General features: G+C 61.7%; 15 protein-coding genes and 1 pseudogene. 1 reads left to right on the forward strand and 15 read right to left on the reverse strand.

What is annotated here, in order from left to right; all coding sequences use genetic code 11:
• Positions 1-9: 9 nt before the first annotated feature.
• The 13 genes and pseudogenes from B1781_RS06335 to B1781_RS06395 all read right to left on the reverse strand — a co-directional run bounded on the left by B1781_RS06335 (position 10) and on the right by B1781_RS06395 (position 14358).
• On the reverse strand, positions 10-591 hold the full coding sequence (locus tag B1781_RS06335) for a CBS domain-containing protein (RefSeq protein ID WP_078118851.1): 582 nt from the start codon (positions 589-591) through the stop codon (positions 10-12).
• 93 nt (positions 592-684) lie between these two features.
• Positions 685-1314: a SprT family zinc-dependent metalloprotease gene (locus B1781_RS06340; protein WP_078118852.1), complete on the reverse strand. Its 630-nt coding sequence runs from the start codon at positions 1312-1314 to the stop codon at positions 685-687.
• A gap of 10 nt (positions 1315-1324) precedes the next feature.
• Positions 1325-1882, reverse strand: coding sequence for a GTP cyclohydrolase I FolE (folE, locus tag B1781_RS06345; RefSeq protein WP_078118853.1), 558 nt, complete (start codon positions 1880-1882; stop codon positions 1325-1327).
• 127 nt (positions 1883-2009) lie between these two features.
• A complete protein-coding gene (locus B1781_RS06350; protein WP_164513278.1) occupies positions 2010-2342 on the reverse strand; it encodes a hypothetical protein in 333 nt (110 codons plus the stop codon).
• Positions 2318-4528: a putative bifunctional diguanylate cyclase/phosphodiesterase gene (locus B1781_RS06355; protein WP_164513279.1), complete on the reverse strand. Its 2211-nt coding sequence runs from the start codon at positions 4526-4528 to the stop codon at positions 2318-2320. The genes B1781_RS06350 and B1781_RS06355 overlap by 25 nt, the downstream gene beginning before the upstream one ends.
• Positions 4529-4824: 296 nt before the next feature.
• Positions 4825-5034: a hypothetical protein gene (locus B1781_RS06360; RefSeq protein ID WP_125931955.1), complete on the reverse strand. Its 210-nt coding sequence runs from the start codon at positions 5032-5034 to the stop codon at positions 4825-4827.
• A 28-nt stretch (positions 5035-5062) separates the two neighbouring features.
• A complete protein-coding gene (locus tag B1781_RS06365) occupies positions 5063-6379 on the reverse strand; it encodes a ribonucleotide-diphosphate reductase subunit beta (protein ID WP_078118857.1) in 1317 nt (438 codons plus the stop codon).
• A gap of 210 nt (positions 6380-6589) precedes the next feature.
• The gene (locus B1781_RS06370) at positions 6590-7765 is read right to left on the reverse strand and encodes a ribonucleotide-diphosphate reductase subunit beta (RefSeq protein WP_078118858.1); all 1176 of its coding nucleotides are present in this window, start codon (positions 7763-7765) and stop codon (positions 6590-6592) included.
• Positions 7766-7798: 33 nt separating this feature from the next.
• Positions 7799-10606, reverse strand: a pseudogene (locus B1781_RS06375) (ribonucleoside-diphosphate reductase subunit alpha); the annotation flags it as partial.
• A 521-nt stretch (positions 10607-11127) separates the two neighbouring features.
• Complete coding sequence (locus tag B1781_RS06380; protein WP_078118860.1) at positions 11128-11607, reverse strand: TlpA family protein disulfide reductase; 480 nt, start codon at positions 11605-11607, stop codon at positions 11128-11130.
• 168 nt (positions 11608-11775) lie between these two features.
• The gene (locus B1781_RS06385; protein ID WP_164513280.1) at positions 11776-12816 is read right to left on the reverse strand and encodes a succinylglutamate desuccinylase/aspartoacylase family protein; all 1041 of its coding nucleotides are present in this window, start codon (positions 12814-12816) and stop codon (positions 11776-11778) included.
• 5 nt (positions 12817-12821) lie between these two features.
• Positions 12822-13742, reverse strand: coding sequence for a 30S ribosomal protein S6--L-glutamate ligase (gene rimK / locus B1781_RS06390; protein ID WP_078118861.1), 921 nt, complete (start codon positions 13740-13742; stop codon positions 12822-12824).
• A gap of 73 nt (positions 13743-13815) precedes the next feature.
• Positions 13816-14358, reverse strand: coding sequence for an RNA polymerase sigma factor (locus B1781_RS06395; RefSeq protein ID WP_164513281.1), 543 nt, complete (start codon positions 14356-14358; stop codon positions 13816-13818).
• A 162-nt stretch (positions 14359-14520) separates the two neighbouring features.
• Here B1781_RS06395 and B1781_RS06400 point away from each other — a divergent pair, with 162 nt between their 5' ends.
• A complete protein-coding gene (locus tag B1781_RS06400) occupies positions 14521-15363 on the forward strand; it encodes a LysR family transcriptional regulator (protein WP_078118863.1) in 843 nt (280 codons plus the stop codon).
• 5 nt (positions 15364-15368) lie between these two features.
• Here the strand turns inward: B1781_RS06400 and mgtE are convergent, their stop codons facing one another.
• Positions 15369-16724 (reverse strand): magnesium transporter, encoded by a 1356-nt coding sequence (gene mgtE, locus B1781_RS06405; protein WP_078118864.1) that lies wholly within the window; start codon positions 16722-16724, stop codon positions 15369-15371.
• A gap of 36 nt (positions 16725-16760) precedes the next feature.
• On the reverse strand, positions 16761-18143 hold the full coding sequence (locus B1781_RS06410; RefSeq protein ID WP_078118865.1) for a hemolysin family protein: 1383 nt from the start codon (positions 18141-18143) through the stop codon (positions 16761-16763).
• Positions 18144-18428 lie beyond the last annotated feature (285 nt).

Consider the following 18428-nt stretch of genomic DNA (forward strand, 5'->3'; position numbering starts at 1 on the left):
GCCGTTGCGTCAATCGAGCACAGTCTTGAGCGCGGCCTCAATCTTCGGCATGGGTTCGCCCGGCTGGATGTCGAGGCCGACCTGACCGCAGACCCGGGTCAGCGAAAAGATGCCGCAGATGTGCTCGTCGTTGTCGAGCACCAGGGCGTGTCGCCGTTGTGCTTCGCGCAGGCTCGATAGCACCTGGCCGACAACGGCTTTTTCAACAGCCGCCAGCGTCAGCACCTCGATCCGTCCGCGCAGCGTCATGATGTCCTGCACCAACAGCTCTTCGGGTTGCTCACCCGTCTTTGAGGCGATCTTCTCCGGCCGACCGCTGTCGAGGTCGGTTACCGTGATCACGCCCATCACCGCACCGGTTGCCCCGGTTACCAACAACATGCGCACACCGAGTTTCTTCATACGTTCGCGGGTGGCTGCCAGGGTGTTGGTGCGTTCAACGGTCAAGGCAGTGACCCTGCGCAGGTCGGTCATGGCCTCGACCGCCGGACTGTCGACCGTCAGGCCGCCCGGAAATTGCTGCTCGGGTCGCGAATAGCCAGCACCGACCGGCATACTCTGGAAGTCCAACGCTGGGTATTTCTGGCTCATTGTCGACACTCCTGAAGGTGTTTGTTGGGCATAGGGTATTGCACGAGCGGCCGAACGCAAACCGGTGACCGTGATGGGCTCTGCCGGCAACTTTCAGTCATCCGCACTCTCGGTCGGGCGCAGAGCGCTGCCGCAATACCGGCAGTGGTAGATTGCGCTGCCGGTGCGCGCGCGATTGTGGCGCGTGGTGCTCAACGCGTGATCGCGGCAATCGCAGCGATACGGCCAGCGACGCTGGCGCTTGATACCGGCCTCTTCGAGCGTGTAATCGTGGCAGCGGCTGGGTTGGTCGATCCCGAAGTACGCCATGACCGCGCGCCATTCTTCGCCGTGTGGGCGTACCCGGCCGTGGCAGGCTGTCGTAACCAGGTGCGCCACCTCGTGGGTGACGGTGGTGGCGAGAAAGTCCGCTGTGTGGCGTCGCGCGATCTCCAGGTTGTACCGCAGCACAGCCTTGCGCCGCTGCCACTGCACCTGGCCGGCGGCCTGGCCGCGCAGATCGAAGCGGATCTCGGGGGCTGGCAGGCGCGCCCGGTGACGTCGGCACAGCGGCTCTGCCTCGGCGAGCAGTTCCATCGTGCGACGGTGTATCAGGCGGCGCAGGGCCGGGTCGTCGCCGACCGTGGGCAACGCTTCGGAAGAGGGGGACTGCTGGGCTGCGGCCGGCCGTTGGGTGTGATGCAGCGGCTGGGTCTGGCGCTTGTTGCGGCGTTCGTTCGGCAAGGGTGATCGCTCAATCGGCAATCAGCTGGAGATACTCCATCCGGGTAGCCTGGGATTCGCGGAAGGTGCCGAGCATGACCGACGTCTTCATCGTCGAGTTCTGTTTTTCCACGCCGCGCATCTTCATGCACAGGTGCTCGGCTTCGATGGTCACGGCGACCCCGGCCGGGCTGATGACCTCGCTGATTGCATCCGCAATCTGCACCGTGAGGTTCTCCTGGATCTGCAGACGGCGCGCATACATATCGACGATGCGCGCGATCTTCGACAGGCCGATGACCTTGCCGCGCGGTAGATAGGCGACATGCGCGCGGCCGATGAATGGCAGCACATGGTGTTCGCACAGGGAGTACAGCTCGATGTCCTTGACGATCACCATGTCATCGTTTTCGGACGTGAATACCGCATTGTTGACGACGGAGTTGAGATCCTGGTTATAACCGCGGCACAGGTACGCCATGGCCTTGGCGGCACGCTCGGGCGTTTTGATCAGGCCTTCGCGGTCGAGATTCTCTCCCAGTCCTTCGATGATGCCCGCGTAGTGGGCCTCCAGGTGTTCGATCTGCATGTGTTCCCCGATCGCCGATATGCGGCAGCAAGGGGCTACTTTACCGAGCCGTGGCGGTTCATTCCACGTGTAATTTCGAGGGTTGGCGGCGCGTTCTCACGCAGCCGCCCGGCAGCGCAGCGTGTGTTCAGAACAGGAAGGCGGCACCGAAGAAAATGATCGACAGCACCGTCAGAACGGCGGCCGAGGCCTTCCAGTTGCGGAAGTTCAGAAACAGCGCGTTGTTGCGCGGCACCACGACCGCGAGAAAGGCCCCGAACAGGCTGATGCCGCCCGCGACCAGGAAGAACTTCTGCAACCACTCGCGCTTGATGCCGGACGAGCCGGCCACGCCACCGCCGATGGTCTCGAATTTGTTGGCCAATGCGGGCTCAATGAGCAGCATGAGCAGCAGCATGGTGAATCCGATGTAGCGCATGCCGAGTACCGTCACGCTTACTCCTGTCCTCTGGTTTTGCATGTGTGGGGAATCTCCAATTCGCCATTTTTTAGTAACTGTGTGATTGTTTCGGCAGGCATCGGCTGAAAATAAAGGAAACCTTGCAAATGATCGCAATCGGCGTCGCACAGGAAGCGATGCTGGTCGATCGAGGCGACGCCCTCGGCAACCACGGTGAGGCCGAGCGTGTGCGCCATCAGGATCACCGCTCTGACGATGGCGGCGTCGTTCGGGTCGTTGGGCAGGTCATCAATGAATGAGCGATCAATTTTGAGCTTGCCGATCGGCAGCAGCTTGAGCTGGCTGAGCGATGAATGGCCGGTGCCGAAGTCGTCCATGGCGATCTTCATGCCGCATTCCTCGCGCATCTGCGTCAGTTGACTGAGCGCCAGACCGCCGTCTTCGACCAGCAGCGTCTCGGTCACCTCGAATTCGAACCATTCCGGGGGCAGGCCTGTTTTCGACAGAACCTCCATCAACCGTACACCGCAATCGCCCTGCAACTGATAAGGCGACAGGTTTACCGCGAGGGTAAACGGCCGCTCGGCGATGGCGTGCCACTGCATCGTCTGCGCACAGGCCACTTCCGTTACCCAGCAACCGATTTCGCGTATCAGGCCGGTCTCTTCCGCGATCGGTATGAAGCGGTCGGGCGAGACTTGGCCATGTACCGGGTGTCGCCAGCGGAGCAGGGCCTCGAGGGCCACCAGATGCCCATCCTCGGCCGAGAACTGCGGCTGGTAGTGCAGTTCAAATTCGTCGTTCTTCAATGCCTGGCGCAGGTCGTGTTCCAGTTCCAGCCGCGCCTGGATCTCTGCGGTCAGGGTCGGCGAATAATACGCGATTCGGTTGCGCCCAAGCGTTTTGGCGCGGTACATGGCGGCGTCGGCGTGCTGCACCAGCGACTCCGCATCGCGGGCATCGTCGGGGTAGCGGCCGATTCCGATGCTCGCCGTGGCGACCAGTGATTTACCGCGTAGCTGAATCGGGTCGCTGAGGGTTTTGTTGATACGTTCTGCGACGCGTCGCAGGGCGTCGGCATCTTTCAGGTCTTCGAGCAGGATCACGAACTCGTCGCCGCCGAGTCGCGCCACGGTATCGTCGCTATGCACCGCATCGCGCAGGCGTTGTGCAACCACCTGCAACAGTTCGTCGCCCGCCTGGTGACCAAGCGAGTCATTGATGTTCTTGAAACGGTCGAGGTCGATGAACAACACGGCGGCCTGCGAACCGGCACGCTGTGCGCGGGCAATCGCGTGTTCGAGACGGATGTTGAGCAACAGGCGATTGGGCAGGTTGCTTAGCGCATCGTAGTGCGCCATCTGCCACAGTTTCTTCTCCGAGTCCTTGGTGTCGGTGATGTCGGCGAAGACCGCGACATGGGTATGTGCCCGGCCATCGGCGTCGGTAACCGATTTCACCGACAGCCATTGCGGATAGATATCGCCGTTCTTGCGGCGGTTCCAGATCTCGCCCCGCCATTCGCCGGTACGCTCGAGCGTACGAAAGAAGTCTCGGTAAAACTCGCGTGGCTGCCGGCCCGACTGCAGAATCTTGGGCGTCTGACCGATCGCTTCTGCCGCGCTGAAACCGGTGATGCGTTCGAACGCGCGATTGACCTGGATGATCCGATAGTTGGCGTCGGTCACCATAACGCCTTCGCGCATATGCTCGAACGCGATGTTGGCCGATAGCAGTTGCTGCGACTGCAGTTCGCGTTCGATCACGATGCCGGCAAGATAACTGGCGGTGTCGAGCAGGCGCTTGTGAAACGCGTCGGGCGGGCGCTTCTCGAAGCTGGTCAGGGCGAACGAGCCGACCACCTCGTTGTCCCAGATGGCGATCGGCATCGACCAGCAGGCGTGCAGATCGAACTGAGTGGCGAAATCGAGCAGACCTGCCCAGCGGGCATCTTCGTAGACGTTGGTGACATACACCGGTTTGCGGCCGAATACCGCGGTGCCGCACGAACCTGCCTGTGGCCCGGGTTGCAGGCCGTTGAGCGCGGCGACGCCGGCCGCCGGGATGCTCGGTGCGGCGCGCACCTCGAGGTGCAGGCCCTGCTCATCGAGCAGCATGATCGACGCCACCGAGTTCGGCACCATGGCCTCGGACAGGCGGCACAATTGGTCGAGGATGTCGCTGCTCGGGCTGCCGAGCGCGATCATTTTCAGCACGTCGCGCTGCAACTGGAGCAGCTGCTCCATGCGCGCAATCGAAATTGTAGGGTGCGTATCGTTGAACGCTTTTCTCGGCGAAGTGCTCATGGCGTGGTGGCATCGCTGGCGGTCTATGCGTCGAATAGCGGCCGATTGGCGCGAAAAATAAGTGGAAATGTCGTCGGCAGGCGGCCGACCGATAGGCGTTGGATTCGTTTCAGGCAAAGAAAAAGCCACGCCCGGAAAGGCGTGGCCAATAGATACAGCTTTTCTAGTGGCGACCGTCCGTGTCGCTTATTTCCCGATGCCCACGCCTTCTGCTGGAGAAGTCGGTAGAAACCAGATCAGGTGAAGTTGCGTACCAGTCGCGCCGGCTGCGGCCATTCGCTGCTGCAGCGTTGCAGGTTGCCGATGCGTTTGAGGCATGCCTCATGCGGTTGCGAGATCGTATGGTGTGCGGCACACACCGGGCACTGATACCAGCGCTGTTCGGCACGGCCTTCGGCAACTCGTTCAGTCAGTTGCATCTCGCTATGGCATTGATGGCACTGCATGACTCACCCCGCGTTGTTCGTATTTGGATCAATCCCAGTTCAGCGCGCCGCCGGTCTGGTATTCGGTTACCCGTGTTTCGAAGAAATTCTTTTCCTTCTTCAGGTCGAGCACTTCCGACATCCATGGGAAGGGGTTGGTCGCGCCGGGAAACTGTTCCGGCAGACCGATCTGGGCGCAGCGGCGATTGGCGATGAACTGCAGGTACTCCTCGAACATCGGGGCGTTCAGGCCGAGGATGCCGCGCGGCATTGTGTCGTAGGCGTACTGGGTTTCGAGCGCGACGGCGTCGCGGATCATCTCGACGATCTCGTGCTTGAACGAGTCGCTCCACAACTGCGGGTTTTCCAGCTTGATCTGGTTGATCACATCGATGCCGAAGTTCATGTGCATCGACTCGTCGCGCAGGATGTATTGAAACTGTTCCGCGGTGCCGGTCATCTTGTTGCGCCGGCCCATGCTCAGGATCTGGGTGAAGCCGACATAGAAGAAGATGCCCTCGAAGATCACATAAAAGGCGACCAATTCACGCAGCAGTTTCTGATCGTTCTCCGGCGTACCGGTATTGAAGTTCGGATCGGCCAGGTGTTGGGTGAACGGCAGGGCCCACTCGGCTTTGCGCGCCACCGCAGGCACCTCGCGGTACATGTTGAAAACCTCGCCCTCATCGAGACCGAGCGATTCGATCACGTACTGGTAGGCGTGGGTATGCAGTGCCTCTTCGAACGCCTGGCGCAGCAGGTACTGGCGGCATTCGGGATTGGTGATGTGGCGATAGACCGCCAGCACCAGGTTGTTGGCGACCAGCGAATCGGCGGTCGAGAAAAAGCCCAGGTTGCGTTTGATGATCGAGCGCTCGTCATCGGTCAGGCCATTGGGGTCTTTCCACAGATGGATGTCGGCGTTCATGTTGATCTCTTGCGGCATCCAGTGGTTGGCGCAACCGTCGAGATACTTCTGCCAGGCCCATTCGTATTTGAACGGCACCAATTGATTCAGATCGGCGCGGCAGTTGATGATCTTCTTGTCGTCGACACGGATCCGGCCAGCGCCCATCTGCAGCGATTCGAGACCGGTGGCGCCGGTCTCTGCGTCGCCGTCGTAGTTGCCCGGCGGCTCGCTGACCACGCTCGGGTTGGGATCAACGGTCGGTGCCGCACCGGCGGTAGCCATCAAACGGGTGTTGTCGACCAGTCCGTCGCCGGCGTGCGGGCGCTGTTTGATAGCGACAGGTTCAGACCCCGAGTCCGCCACCGCAACATCGCTGGCTTCACTCGGTGGGGGTGGCGTGCGCTTCGGCTTCCGCGGTACGGCGCTGCTCTTGAGTGGGTCTTCCCAATTCAACATTGTTCCCCCTGGTCGTTACACCTGTGTCGCTGCACACGTCGGCAGCGCCCTCTCATCGACCGGGCGTCGGCGACCCGGCCGCAATGTATGGTGCTGGAGTGACCGCAATCACCCTAGGGTGGTGGTCTATGACATTACGTAAATGTCGGGCGAGGGTTCTCGAGGCCCCTCCAGCATTGACCTGTTATTTCCGTGTTATTGCGCGGGGTGTCAGTCCCACTTCAACCCGCCGGCCTGGTATTCCGTTACGCGGGTTTCGAAGAAGTTTTTCTCTTTGCGCAGGTTGGCCTGTTCGTCGAGCCAGCTCAGGGTCGGTTCGGCGCCCGGGTAGGGTTCGTCGAGACCGAGGCTGCGCGCACGTCGGTTGGCGATGAAGCGGAACTGGCCGACGTGATCCTCTTTGCTGTAACCGAGGATCGGGTCGCGCAGAATGTAACCGGCGTAGGCCTCTTCGGCGGCCTCGCACTCGGCCCACATCTCGGCAATCGCCTTGGGTTCCGGCTTGATCTTTTCTTCGAGCATGATCTGCTTGGCGACGCGGATACCGAACGAGGCATGCAGCACCTCGTCGCGCATGATGTATTGCAGCTGTTCGGCCGTGCCTTTCATCAGGCCACGACGCTGCAAGGCGAAGATCGGGCTGAAGCCGTTGTAGAACCAGCAGCCTTCGAAGATGCCCGCAAAGAAGATGTAGGCCATCAGGAAGTTCTGCAACTCGTCACGATCGGTCAGATCGATGTCGTTGCGCAGGATCGAGTTCAGACGACGGTTGGCGATCTGGATCTTGCCGTTGATCTCCGGTACCACGCGGTAGCGGTTATAGATCTCGCTCTGGTTCAGGCCGATCGTCTCGATGCAGTGCTGGTAGGTCCAGGTATGCAGCGACTCTTCGTATACCTGACGCGCCTGATAGATCTGCAACTCGGGCGCCGACATCTTTTCCATCACGGCCAGGCCGATGTTGCGCATCGCCAGGATGTCGGAGGTGGTCAGGTACGACAACACGTTCTCATACACATGGCGCTCTTCGAGCGTCAGCTTGTGGTGATAGTCGTGTACGTCCTGCGCCATGCTGATATCCAGCGGCGTCCAGTGGTTGCGGTTGGCGTTCAGGAAGTATTCCCACGCCCACGGGTACTTGAACGGCGCCAACTGATTGATGTCGGCCATGCCGTTGATCACGCGCTTGTCGTCCGGGTTGACCGGGCGCAGGTCGACCTGCGGTGCAGGCTTTTCGACCTTGATCGGTTTGGCCTTGGCTTTCTGCGGCTGAGGTTGTTCGACTGCTACCGCTTGATCGTCGACGTCGTCGAACACCGGGTTGATGGCCGGTGCGGGCGCCTTCGGCTGACTGACAGGTGCGAGTGGATCGTCCCAATTCAACATGCTGTATGACTCCTGTTCGTTTCGCCGGGCGTGTTATTGGCAGGCTTCGCAATCCGGATCGAGGATGCTGCACGCCTTGGGTGCGCTGCTGCCTGCGTCACTCGATGCCATGACGAAGTTGCCGCCGACCGCATTGAGCTTGTTGGCCTTGCTGCTGTCGTCCATGGTCGATTTCTCGACATGGGTCGCGCCCATCGAGCGCAGGTAGTAGGTGGTTTTCAGGCCACGTACCCAGGCCAGCTTGTACAGGTTGTCGAGCTTCTTGCCGGACGGCTCCGACATGTACAGGTTCAGGCTCTGTGCCTGGTCGATCCACTTCTGGCGGCGGCTCGCGGCCTCGACCAGCCAGCGCGCATCGATCTCGAACGCCGAGGCGTACAGCGCTTTGAGGTCTTCAGGGATGCGATTGATCGGTTGTACCGAACCGTCGTAGTACTTGAGGTCGTTGACCATCACCGAATCCCACAGATCGAGTTTCTTGAGGTCGTGCACCAGGTACGGGTTGACCACGGTGAACTCGCCCGACAGGTTCGATTTGACGAACAGGTTCTGGTAGGTCGGTTCGATCGACTGGCTGACACCGCAGATGTTCGAAATGGTTGCGGTCGGTGCGATCGCCATCGTGTTGCTGTTACGCATGCCGACCGTGGTGACGCGATTACGCAGGTTGTCCCAATCGAGGGTGCGGCTGTCATCGACCTGCAGGTAGTTGCCGCGTTCTTCGCCGAGACGCTCGAGCGAATCGATCGGCAGCACGCCCTGGCTCCACAGCGAGCCTTCGAAGCTGTGGTAACGGCCGCGCTCTTCGGCCAGATCGGTCGACGCCTTGATCGAGAAGTACGACACCGCTTCCATCGTGCGATCGGCGAAGTCGACCGCTTCCTGGCTGGCGTACGGCATGCGCACTTTGTACAGCGCGTCCTGGAAGCCCATGATGCCGAGACCGACCGGGCGGTGACGCAGGTTCGAGTTACGCGCCTGCGGCACACTGTAGTAGTTGTACTCGATAACGTTGTCGAGCATGCGCATCGCGGTGCTCACGGTCTTTTCGAGCTTGTCGATGTTCAGGCCGTTCTCGTCGACGTGAGCCGAGATGTTCACCGAGCCCAGGTTACATACCGCGATCTCGTTGTCGTTGGTGTGCAGCGTGATCTCGGTGCACAGGTTCGAGCTGTGCACGACACCGATGTGCTGGTTGGTGTAGCGGATGTTGCACGGGTCTTTGAAGGTGATCCATGGGTGGCCCGTCTCGAACAGCATGCCGAGCATTTTGCGCCACAGGTCGTTCGCCTTGATCTTCTTGGCGACGCGCATCTCGCCGCGTTCGGCCTTGTCTTCGTAACGCGTGTAGGCATCTTCGAAGGCGCGACCGGTCAGGTCGTGCAGGTCGGCGGTTTCGTCCGGCGAGAACAGCGTCCAGCTGCCGTCTTCGGCGACGCGTTTCATGAACAGGTCCGGAATCCAGTTGGCGGTGTTCATGTCGTGCGTGCGGCGACGGTCGTCACCGGTGTTCTTGCGCAGGTCGAGGAATTCCTCGACATCGATGTGCCAGGTTTCGAGGTAGGCGCATACCGCGCCCTTGCGCTTGCCGCCCTGGTTGACCGCGACCGCGGTATCGTTGGCGACCTTCAAGAAGGGAACGACGCCCTGCGACTTGCCGTTGGTGCCTTTGATGTGGGCGCCCATACCGCGCACGCGGGTCCAGTCGTTGCCCAGGCCGCCGGCGAATTTCGACAGCAGCGCGTTGTCCTTGATCGAGCCGTAGATGCCGTCGAGGTTGTCCGGCACGGTGGTCAGGTAGCAGCTCGACAGCTGCGGGCGCAGCGTGCCCGAGTTGAACAGGGTTGGCGTCGAACTCATGAAGTCGAAGCTCGACAACAGGTTGTAGAACTCGATCGCACGGCCTTCACGGTCGATCTCGTTGATCGCCAGGCCCATCGCGACGCGCATGAAGAACGCCTGCGGCAGTTCGAAGCGCACGTTGTCGGAATGGATGAAGTAGCGATCGTACAGCGTCTGCAGGCCGAGGTAGGTGAACTGCAGATCGCGCTCGGCGTTCAGTGCCGCGCCCAGGCGCTCGAGGTCGTATTGCGCGAGGCGCTTGTCGAGCAGTTCGAGGTCGGCGCCGCGCTTGATGTAGTTGCTGAAGTAGGTGCTGTAGCAGTCGCCCATCTCTTGCTGGGTGGCGACATTGGTATCCATCTGCAGGAAGCCGAGTGCCTCGCGGCGCAGCATGTCCATCAACAGGCGCGCGGCGGCGTAGGAGTAGTTCGGCTCTTTCTCGATCAGCGTGCGTGCACTCATCACCAGCGCCTGCGACACGTCACGTTCCTTGACGCCGTCGAACAGGTTGCGGCAGGTGTCGTCGAGGATCGATTCGACGGTTACGGCCTCGAGGCCGTTGCATGCCTCGGTGACCAGCTTGCGCAGGCGCTCGGTGTCCAGCGGACGCTTGCTGCCGTCGTCGAGGGTGACGTTGATCAGGTGCTCGGCCGGGGCGTCGGCCTGTTTCTTGGCCTTTTCTTCGGCGCGCTTGCGTTTTTGTTCCTCGCGGTACAGCACGTAGGCGCGGGCCACCTTGTGTTCGCCCGAGCGCATCAGGGCCAGTTCGACCTGGTCCTGGATGTCTTCGATATGGATGGTGCCGCCAGCCGGATTACGGCGCACCACGGCATCGCTGAGCTGTTCGGTGAGTTGCTGCACCAAGTCGTGCACCCGGCGCGACGCGGCGGCGCTGCCACCCTCGACCGCGAGGAACGCCTTGGTCATCGCCACGGCGATCTTGTTGGCATCGAAGTTGGTGACCTTGCCGTTGCGTCGGATGACGCGCAGCTCGCCCGGCGCGTTGGCCTGGATATCCGGACCGGCGCTGACCTTATCGGCTTCACGCGGGGGAACAGCAATGCTCTCTGCACCGCCATTGGAATGCGTCACTTCGGTTGCCATCAGGCTCCTCCTTGGGTGTGTGTTCTTGTATGCGGACAGACCGCTTTGCGCGATCGGGCAGGGACACCGCCGACGTACTGCATGCATCCGCACGAAGCACAATATATACGCTGATTCCCAAGTGTCAACCACAACATCTTGTGTATAAAAGCTGTGGAAAAGGGTGTGGAATATGTGTGTTGCCTGTGGAAAAACGGCTAAGAAGTAGAGCTTTTCCAAGCCATTCAGGAACTTAAAGATGCCCAATGTTTGTGCATCGGCAAACACAAGATATTGGGGTGTGATTCACACATCGGCACTAGGAGAAAAATTCGGGAAAATCCTTCCCGCTGCACAAATAAATGCTGATGCACGAATATTCGGATGGGCTGGCGAGTGACTGGCGATTACCTGTCCGCGAGCGACGGCGCGACGGCTCAGTATCGGTGCAGCCGATCGAAGATGTGCTGTAGCGATTCGCTGGTCAACGGTCCGGTGTGCCGCTCGATCATCTCGCCATCCGGGTCGACGATCACCGTGGTCGGCAGACCTTCCAGGGGTTCGAACGGCACCAGCGGCTGGGTACCGATCTTGAGATTGGTAAAACCGATACCCATGCCCTGCAGAAACCGACGTGACGCCTCGGCCGTTGTCGCTTCGAAATTGATCCCCAAGACCGTGACCTGCGGATTGGCTTTTTGGAAGTCGGCAAGTTCCGCCAACTCGCGCACGCAGGGGCTGCACCAGGCTGCCCAGAAATTCACGAAGACCCAGTCGCCGCGGTAGTCGGACAGTTTTACGGGTTTGCCGTCGATGTCGCTGAGTGTGAAGTCCACGGGCTCGGCAGGGGCCGACGATGTGATCGTCAGCAGCATCAAGCCGATCGTGGACAGCAGAAGGCGTTTCACCATGGTCATGCCGACCTTAGGCAGATCGCCGTCGGGAAAGTTTTTGCCGCGCGCTACCTTTTTTGCCGATCGGCAGTGAGGTGACGCGGTTCGCACATCATCCGCCTTCGACCGCGGTCGGCATAGGCCGCAGCTTGGTTGAACAAGGCGATCGAAACCATGCGTATTACCAGGCAATCAACCGGCGACGCCGTTGGGCGAGATGGCGTCCGCGTAGTCGGCATGGAAGGCCTCGACCTCTTCGGCCACGTCGTCGATGTCATCGCTGAACCGGGCGATGTGGTACACGGCGTCGCCTTCGTGCACCAAGGGGAGTTCGAGCTTGCCGATAACCACGCCTTCGGCATTCGACTGGACCTGGTAGCGGTTGCCGCCGTAGGGGTCGTCGATATAGCCGAGCGTCTCGCCCTTGCTGACGCGCGTGCCCAACGCCACGATCGCGCTCAGCATGCCGCTCTGCGGCGCGCGTACCCAACCGCTGCGGCGTGCAACGAACGGCTCGCGCGACGCACCGCGGCGTCGTTTGGACGCGGGCAACATGCCCAGTTCGCGCATCACGTTGATGACGCCGACCACCCCGGCGCGTATCGATACCTCGTCGAAGCGCAGTGCTTCGCCGGCTTCGTACAACAACATGGGGATGCCCAGTTCGCTCGCCGACGCACGCAGCGATCCATCGCGGATCTGCGCGTTGAGCACCACCGGAACGCCGAATGCGTGCGCCAACCGGGCCGTGTCCGCATCATCCAGGTTGGCGCGGATCTGCGGCAGATTGGTGCGGTGAATCGCACCGGTGTGCAGATCGATTCCGTGCGTGCAGCGCTTGACGATCTCCTCCATGAACAGATTCGCCAGTCGCGCCGCCAGCGAGCCCTGCTCCGAGCCAGGAAACGAGCGGTTCAGATCCCGTCGATCGGGCAGGTAGCGGCTTTCATGGATCACGCCGTAGGCGTTGACCACGGGCACCGCCACCAGCGTGCCCTTGAGCTTGTTGACGGATTTGTTCGCGAGCACGCGACGGATGACCTCGATACCGTTCAACTCGTCGCCGTGCACCGCCGCGCTGACGAACAGCGTCGGACCGTCGCGTCTGCCATGCACCACGTGCACCGGCATGCTCAGATTGGTATGCGAACTGAGCTTGGGCATCGGCAGGTCGATCAGGTCGCGCGCGCCGGGCGCAACCCGGGTGCCGGCAATTTCAAACGCCTTACGCACCTTGTTCAGCCTCGTCCCCGCGTCTTGGTCAGGCTGCCGGATTTGCCGGCCTCGGCCAGACGTTTCTCGATGAACTGGATCTGGATCGCGGCGATGTCCTTTTCGGTGGCCTTTTCGATGCCTTCGAGGCCGGGCGAGGAGTTGACCTCCATGACGACAGGGCCATGGTTCGAACGCAACAGGTCTACACCGGCAACGTTGAGCCCCATGGTCTTGGCCGCACGCACCGCGGTTGAGCGTTCTTCCGGGGTGATCCGGATCAGGCTGGCCGATCCGCCGCGATGCAGGTTGGAACGGAACTCACCTTCTTTGCCCTGGCGCTTCATCGCCGCCACGACCTTGTCGCCGATAACGAAGCAACGAATGTCGGCACCGCCGGCCTCTTTGATGAACTCCTGCACCAGGATGTTCGCCTGCAGGCCCATGAAGGCCTCGATAACGCTTTCGGCAGCCTTGTGCGTTTCCGCCAGCACCACGCCGATACCCTGTGTGCCTTCGAGCAGCTTGATGACCAGGGGTGCGCCGCCGACCATCTTGATCAGGTCTTCGACGTCGTCGGGCTTGTGGGCAAATCCGGTGACCGGCAGGCCGACACCCTTGCGCGACAGCAGCTGCAGCGAGCGCAGTTTGTCGCGCGAGCGTGAAATTGCCACGGACTCGTTCAGCGGAAAGGTGCCCATCATCTCGAATTGGCGCAGTACCGCCGTGCCGTAGAAGGTCACCGAAGCACCGATACGCGGGATGACCGCATCGAACCCGGAGATCTCCTGGCCCTTGTAATGCACGCCGGGTTTGTTCGACGTGATGTTCATGTAACAGCGCAACACGTCGAGCACCTCGACCTCATGTCCGCGTTGTTGCGCTGCCTCGACCAGGCGTCGCGTGGAGTACAGCTTGGGGTTGCGGGAAAGGATTGCGATTTTCATCGTTGCTTGCTCCTCTGTGGTTTTAAGGCTTAGACCCTTCGCGTTCGCTCGGCGTCACATGCCGGGCGCAGTGTTACGCCGGCATCTCATTGACGCCGGCGCAGATCAGCGACCTGAAAAGCGCAATCGAGCGATAAAGACGCATCTTCGCCGCGCTCAGTCCGATGCCGAGCGTGGTGGCGATGTCCTCGATCGAGAGGTCGCTGTAGAAGCGCAACAGCAGCACATCAGACGCCCCGTGCGGCAACTCGTCGAGCGTTTCGCGCACCGTGTCGATCAGGCCGGTGTCGTGCCGTGCGGCCTCGTCGTGCGACTCGTAATCGAGCGCAATCAGCGCACGTACGTGATCGCTGAGCATGCGGTTCGCGCGGCGTCTGTAGAGCGTGTTGCACTGGTTGTCGGCGATCGCGTACAGCCAGGTTCGAAAGCAGGCATCACCGCGAAATCGCAGGGCGCCGCGAAACGCCCGCACCAGCGTCTCCTGCACGGCGTCCTCGGCGTCGGCGCGATTGCCCAGGCGGGCGTTGCAACGTCGCAACAGGTCGGCCCGGTAGCGCCCGATCAGTGCGGCGAACGCGGTCTGCGTCTGCCCCGTCCTGGCCTGCAGAATGGCCACCAGTTCGTTGTCTGATTTGCTGCCAAGGCTCTGATTATTCTTGTTTTGTGTCATCCCGCCTCCCCGGTTCTGCGTTAAAGGGGCGGTATCCTAGGCGGGATCTTTCGATCAATCTAACTATTAATAATTGTCGATTAAGAAAATAATTTTTATCATGACGGCATGGATATCGAGCTGTTCAGAACCTTTCTCGAAGTCGCCCGGTTGCGTCATTTCGGTCAGGCCGCTGAAGCCCTGCACCTGACGCAGGCCGCCGTCAGCGCGCGTATCAAGTCATTGGAAACGACCCTCGGCGTCAGGCTGTTCGACCGCATCAAGCGCGACATCCGCCTGACGCCCGAAGGCCACCGTTTTGCACGCCACGCCGACCTCATGATCTCGGCGTGGCGCAAGGCGCGGCAGGACGTCACGGCCGGCGGCGCCGACCGCCAGTTGTCGTTCGGCGGTGGTCTGCGGTTGTGGGACATGTTTCTGCACGACTGGCTGTGGGCGGTGCGTGCGCGCCATCCGCAGCTGGCCATCATCGCCGAGTCACAGACCCCCGACGTGCTGGCACGTCGCATCCTCGACGGCATCCTCGATCTCGGCTTCACTCTCGAACCGGCGCAACTCGACGTGCTCAACATTCGCCAAGTGGCGACTGTCGATCTGAGGCTGGTCTCCAGTCGTCCGCAACAGCGCGTGGACGATGCGCTCGGGGAGGGTTACCTGATGGTCGATTGGGGACTCGCGCATGCGCTCACCCACCGCCGCCTGTTTCCCGACGCGCCCGAGCCGCATACCCGGCTGGCGACGGCCAGCATGGCATTGGGCTATCTGCGCGCACTGGGTGGCAGCGCCTATCTGCCCGACAACATGGCGGCCGACGAGATCGCTGCCGGGCGCTTGTATGCAGTTGCCGATGCGCCGCGCATCGAACACCCGGCCTATGCCGTCTACCTGGTGCGCGGACCGCGCAACCACTTGATCGAAGACATCCTGCCGATCGTCGCCGAGGTGACTTGAGCGGCTCACAGCAGGAAGGTCGACGCCAGCCCCAGGAAGCTCAGAAAGCCGATCACGTCGGTTACCGTGGTCAGCACCACGGCGCCCGACAGCGCCGGGTCGATGCCCATGCGTTGCAGGATCAGCGGCACGCCGACCCCGGACAGAGAGGCGGCCAGCAGGTTGAGCACCATGGCGACCGCGATAACCGCCGAGATGCCCGGATCGCGAAACCAGAGAAACGACACCAGGGCGACGATCAGCGCCCAGACCGTGCCGTTGAGCCCGCCGACGGCGAGTTCCTTGAGCGTGAGCCAGCGCACGTTGCCGCTGCCGATCTGATCGAGCGCCATGCCGCGAATCGTCAGGGTGAGCGTCTGGCTGCCGGCGATGCCGCCCATGCTGGCGACCACCGGCATCAACACGGCCAGTGCGACCAGTTTGTCGAGCGCCTCTTCGAACTGCCCGATGACCCAGGCTGCCGCGAATACCGTGATCAGATTGACGCCCAGCCACACGCCGCGCCGCTTGGCGCTCGGGATGATAGGCGCAAACAGGTCTTCTTCTTCGTCGAGACCGGCGCTCGCGAGCAGCACGTGGTCGGCTTCCTCGCGGATGATGTCGACGACGTCATCGATCGTGATGCGGCCCAGCAGCTGGCGTTGATCGTCGAGCACGGCCACCGAGATCAGATCGCGCCGGTCGAACAACGAGGCCACCTCGTGCAGCGAGGCGGTTACGCCCACCACTTCGGCGGCATCTTCCATCACCGATTCGACCATGGCGTCCGGATCGCCGGTGACCACTGCCTCCAATGACAGCTTGCCCAGATAAACGCCGTCGCCGGCGGTCACCATCAGCGCATCGGTGTGCGGCGGCAGGCTCGCATGCCGGCGCAGCCAGCGCAGCACGACGGCCAGGCTGACGTCCGGGCGGATGCTGAGTACGTCGGTGCTCATCAATCGACCCGCGGTGCCGTCGTCGTAGGCCAGCACCGCTTCGAGGCGTTCGCGATGATCGCGGTCGAGTGCCTCGATGATGGTGTCGCTCAGGTCTTGCGGCAGCTCCTCGATGACCACGGCGAGGTCTTCGACCTCCATGCGTTCGGCGGCCGCGACCAGCTCGGCGTCATCCATTTCATCGATGATGCCGGCACGCGCCTCGTCGTGCAGGTAGGGCAGGATCTCGCCTTCCAGATCCGGTGGCACCGCATTCCACAGGGCAGTGCGTTGCTCCGGCGGTAGCGCTTCGAGCAGGTCGGCGATGTCGGCCGGGTACATCTCGGCCAACGCCGCGCGCAGTTCGTCGACCCGCCCGGCATCCAGGTCGGCCAGAACCCACGACACATAGTCGTTGATCGAGATATCGCTCACGGTTTCCATCTATTACTCCAGCGTCGGCGGTTCGGGGAGGGCGGGTTACTGGTTGTCGGCGGGCGTGTCGCGCCCCGAGATATCGCGCGGATCGGCAACCGTGTCGTCTGGCATATCATCGGCACCGACGTACTCGATCGAGGTCAGGCCCACGCGGTGCGCGTCGATGCTCAACACGCGCAGTTTGAAACCCTGCTGCTCGATGGTGTCGCCGATCTCGGGCATGCGCGCCAGCCGGTCCATGAACAGGCCGGACAGCGTGTTGGCATCGAGTTCGGGGGGGATGGTCAGGCCGGTGGCGCGCGCCACGTCGCCGAGCGACACCAGGCCGTCGGCCTCCCAACGCTGCGCATCGATCTGGCGGACCGCGTTCGGCGCGTCGTCATCGTCGGTTTCGTCGTGGATCTCGCCGACGATCTCTTCGATCAGATCTTCGAGCGTGACCAGGCCGACGAAGGCGCCGTATTCATCGACGACGAACGCCATGTGCGCGCGCCGCTGCCGCATCAACTCGAACAATTTCGATACTCGCTGGGTTTCCGGCACGATCAGCGGTTCACGGCAAAAGCGTCGCAGCTCACGCCACGGTTCGGATTCGCCTTCCAACAAGGCGCGGTGCAGGTCCCTGGCCAGCAGGATGCCGACGATGGCATCGTCCCTGCCGCTCTCGATCACCGGGAAGCGCGAGTGCTCGGTGTCTTTGATAATGCCGAGGTTGGCATCCGGCGCGCCGTCGATATCGAGGCAATGCACCAGGTTGCGCGGCACCATTACCCGGCCGACCTGGCGTTGATCGAATTCGAACAGGTTGTGCAACATGTCGGCATGCTCTTCCTGCAACTCGCCGTGTTCCTTCGACGTCGCCACCATGCCTTTGAGCTCGTCGCCGCTGAACACCTCGGCATGCGAGGCCTCCTGAACGCCGAACATCGACAGGATTGAGCCCGAGGCCTTGTTCAGCAGCCAGTTCAGTGGCCATACCGCGAGATAGGAAAGATGCAGCGGGTAGGCGACCCACAGCGACACCGGTTCGGCCTTGCGGATCGCGAATGTCTTCGGCACCTGTTCGCCCACCACGATGTGCAGTGACGAGAACAGCAGAAAGCCGACCACGAAGGCTGCCGTATGCAGCACCGCATCGGGTACGCCCAGCATGACGAACAGCGGTTCGAGCAATCCGGCGACGGCAGGCTCACCCACCCAGCCCAGTCCGAGCGATGCCATCGTGATGCCGAGTTGGCAGGCCGCGAGGTAGGCCTCGAGATTGTCCTGTATGCGCAGGGTCAAACGTGCCGCGCCGCTGCCTTCCTGGGCCAGCGTATCGATGCGAAAACGGCGCGCCTTCACCAGCGCGAACTCGGCGGCCACAAAAAAACCGTTGGCAATCAGGAGCAGTAGGACCGCCAGGAGGCTGGTTGAGGTATTCATTAAGCTGGTTCTCTCAAAGACCCATGTAAAAGTGGATATGTGGGTTTGACGCCGGCCGCCGCACGAAAGTCACATTGCGCGATGACAGGGTGGTGGCCACGATCTGTCGGGGGTGTGGTGGCGACTGCGATACGCTCGTGAACCGACGACATGAAACGCGCGCACGACAATTAATTTGCTTCGCATGTGCACGAAGTTCGTGCACCGAAGGCAAAATGTTGCCGATGCTGGTGCAATTTTCGCTGCCGCACCGGCGTCATTTCACCCATTGTCGCCGCCAAGGCC

Source organism: Thiosocius teredinicola (genome assembly GCF_002009425.1).
Taxonomy (GTDB): domain Bacteria; phylum Pseudomonadota; class Gammaproteobacteria; order Chromatiales; family Chromatiaceae; genus Thiosocius; species Thiosocius teredinicola.

Coding starts and splice junctions, on each gene's coding strand:
- B1781_RS06335 (WP_078118851.1), bottom strand. CDS start 591: ATGAGCCAGAAATACCCAGCGTTGGACTTCCAGAGTATGCCGGTCGGT.
- folE (WP_078118853.1), bottom strand. CDS start 1,882: ATGCAGATCGAACACCTGGAGGCCCACTACGCGGGCATCATCGAAGGA.
- B1781_RS06350 (WP_164513278.1), bottom strand. CDS start 2,342: ATGCAAAACCAGAGGACAGGAGTAAGCGTGACGGTACTCGGCATGCGC.
- B1781_RS06355 (WP_164513279.1), bottom strand. CDS start 4,528: ATGGAGCAGCTGCTCCAGTTGCAGCGCGACGTGCTGAAAATGATCGCG.
- B1781_RS06360 (WP_125931955.1), bottom strand. CDS start 5,034: ATGCAGTGCCATCAATGCCATAGCGAGATGCAACTGACTGAACGAGTT.
- B1781_RS06365 (WP_078118857.1), bottom strand. CDS start 6,379: ATGTTGAATTGGGAAGACCCACTCAAGAGCAGCGCCGTACCGCGGAAG.
- B1781_RS06370 (WP_078118858.1), bottom strand. CDS start 7,765: ATGTTGAATTGGGACGATCCACTCGCACCTGTCAGTCAGCCGAAGGCG.
- B1781_RS06380 (WP_078118860.1), bottom strand. CDS start 11,607: ATGACCATGGTGAAACGCCTTCTGCTGTCCACGATCGGCTTGATGCTG.
- rimK (WP_078118861.1), bottom strand. CDS start 13,742: ATGAAAATCGCAATCCTTTCCCGCAACCCCAAGCTGTACTCCACGCGA.
- B1781_RS06400 (WP_078118863.1), top strand. CDS start 14,521: ATGGATATCGAGCTGTTCAGAACCTTTCTCGAAGTCGCCCGGTTGCGT.
- mgtE (WP_078118864.1), bottom strand. CDS start 16,724: ATGGAAACCGTGAGCGATATCTCGATCAACGACTATGTGTCGTGGGTT.
- B1781_RS06410 (WP_078118865.1), bottom strand. CDS start 18,143: ATGAATACCTCAACCAGCCTCCTGGCGGTCCTACTGCTCCTGATTGCC.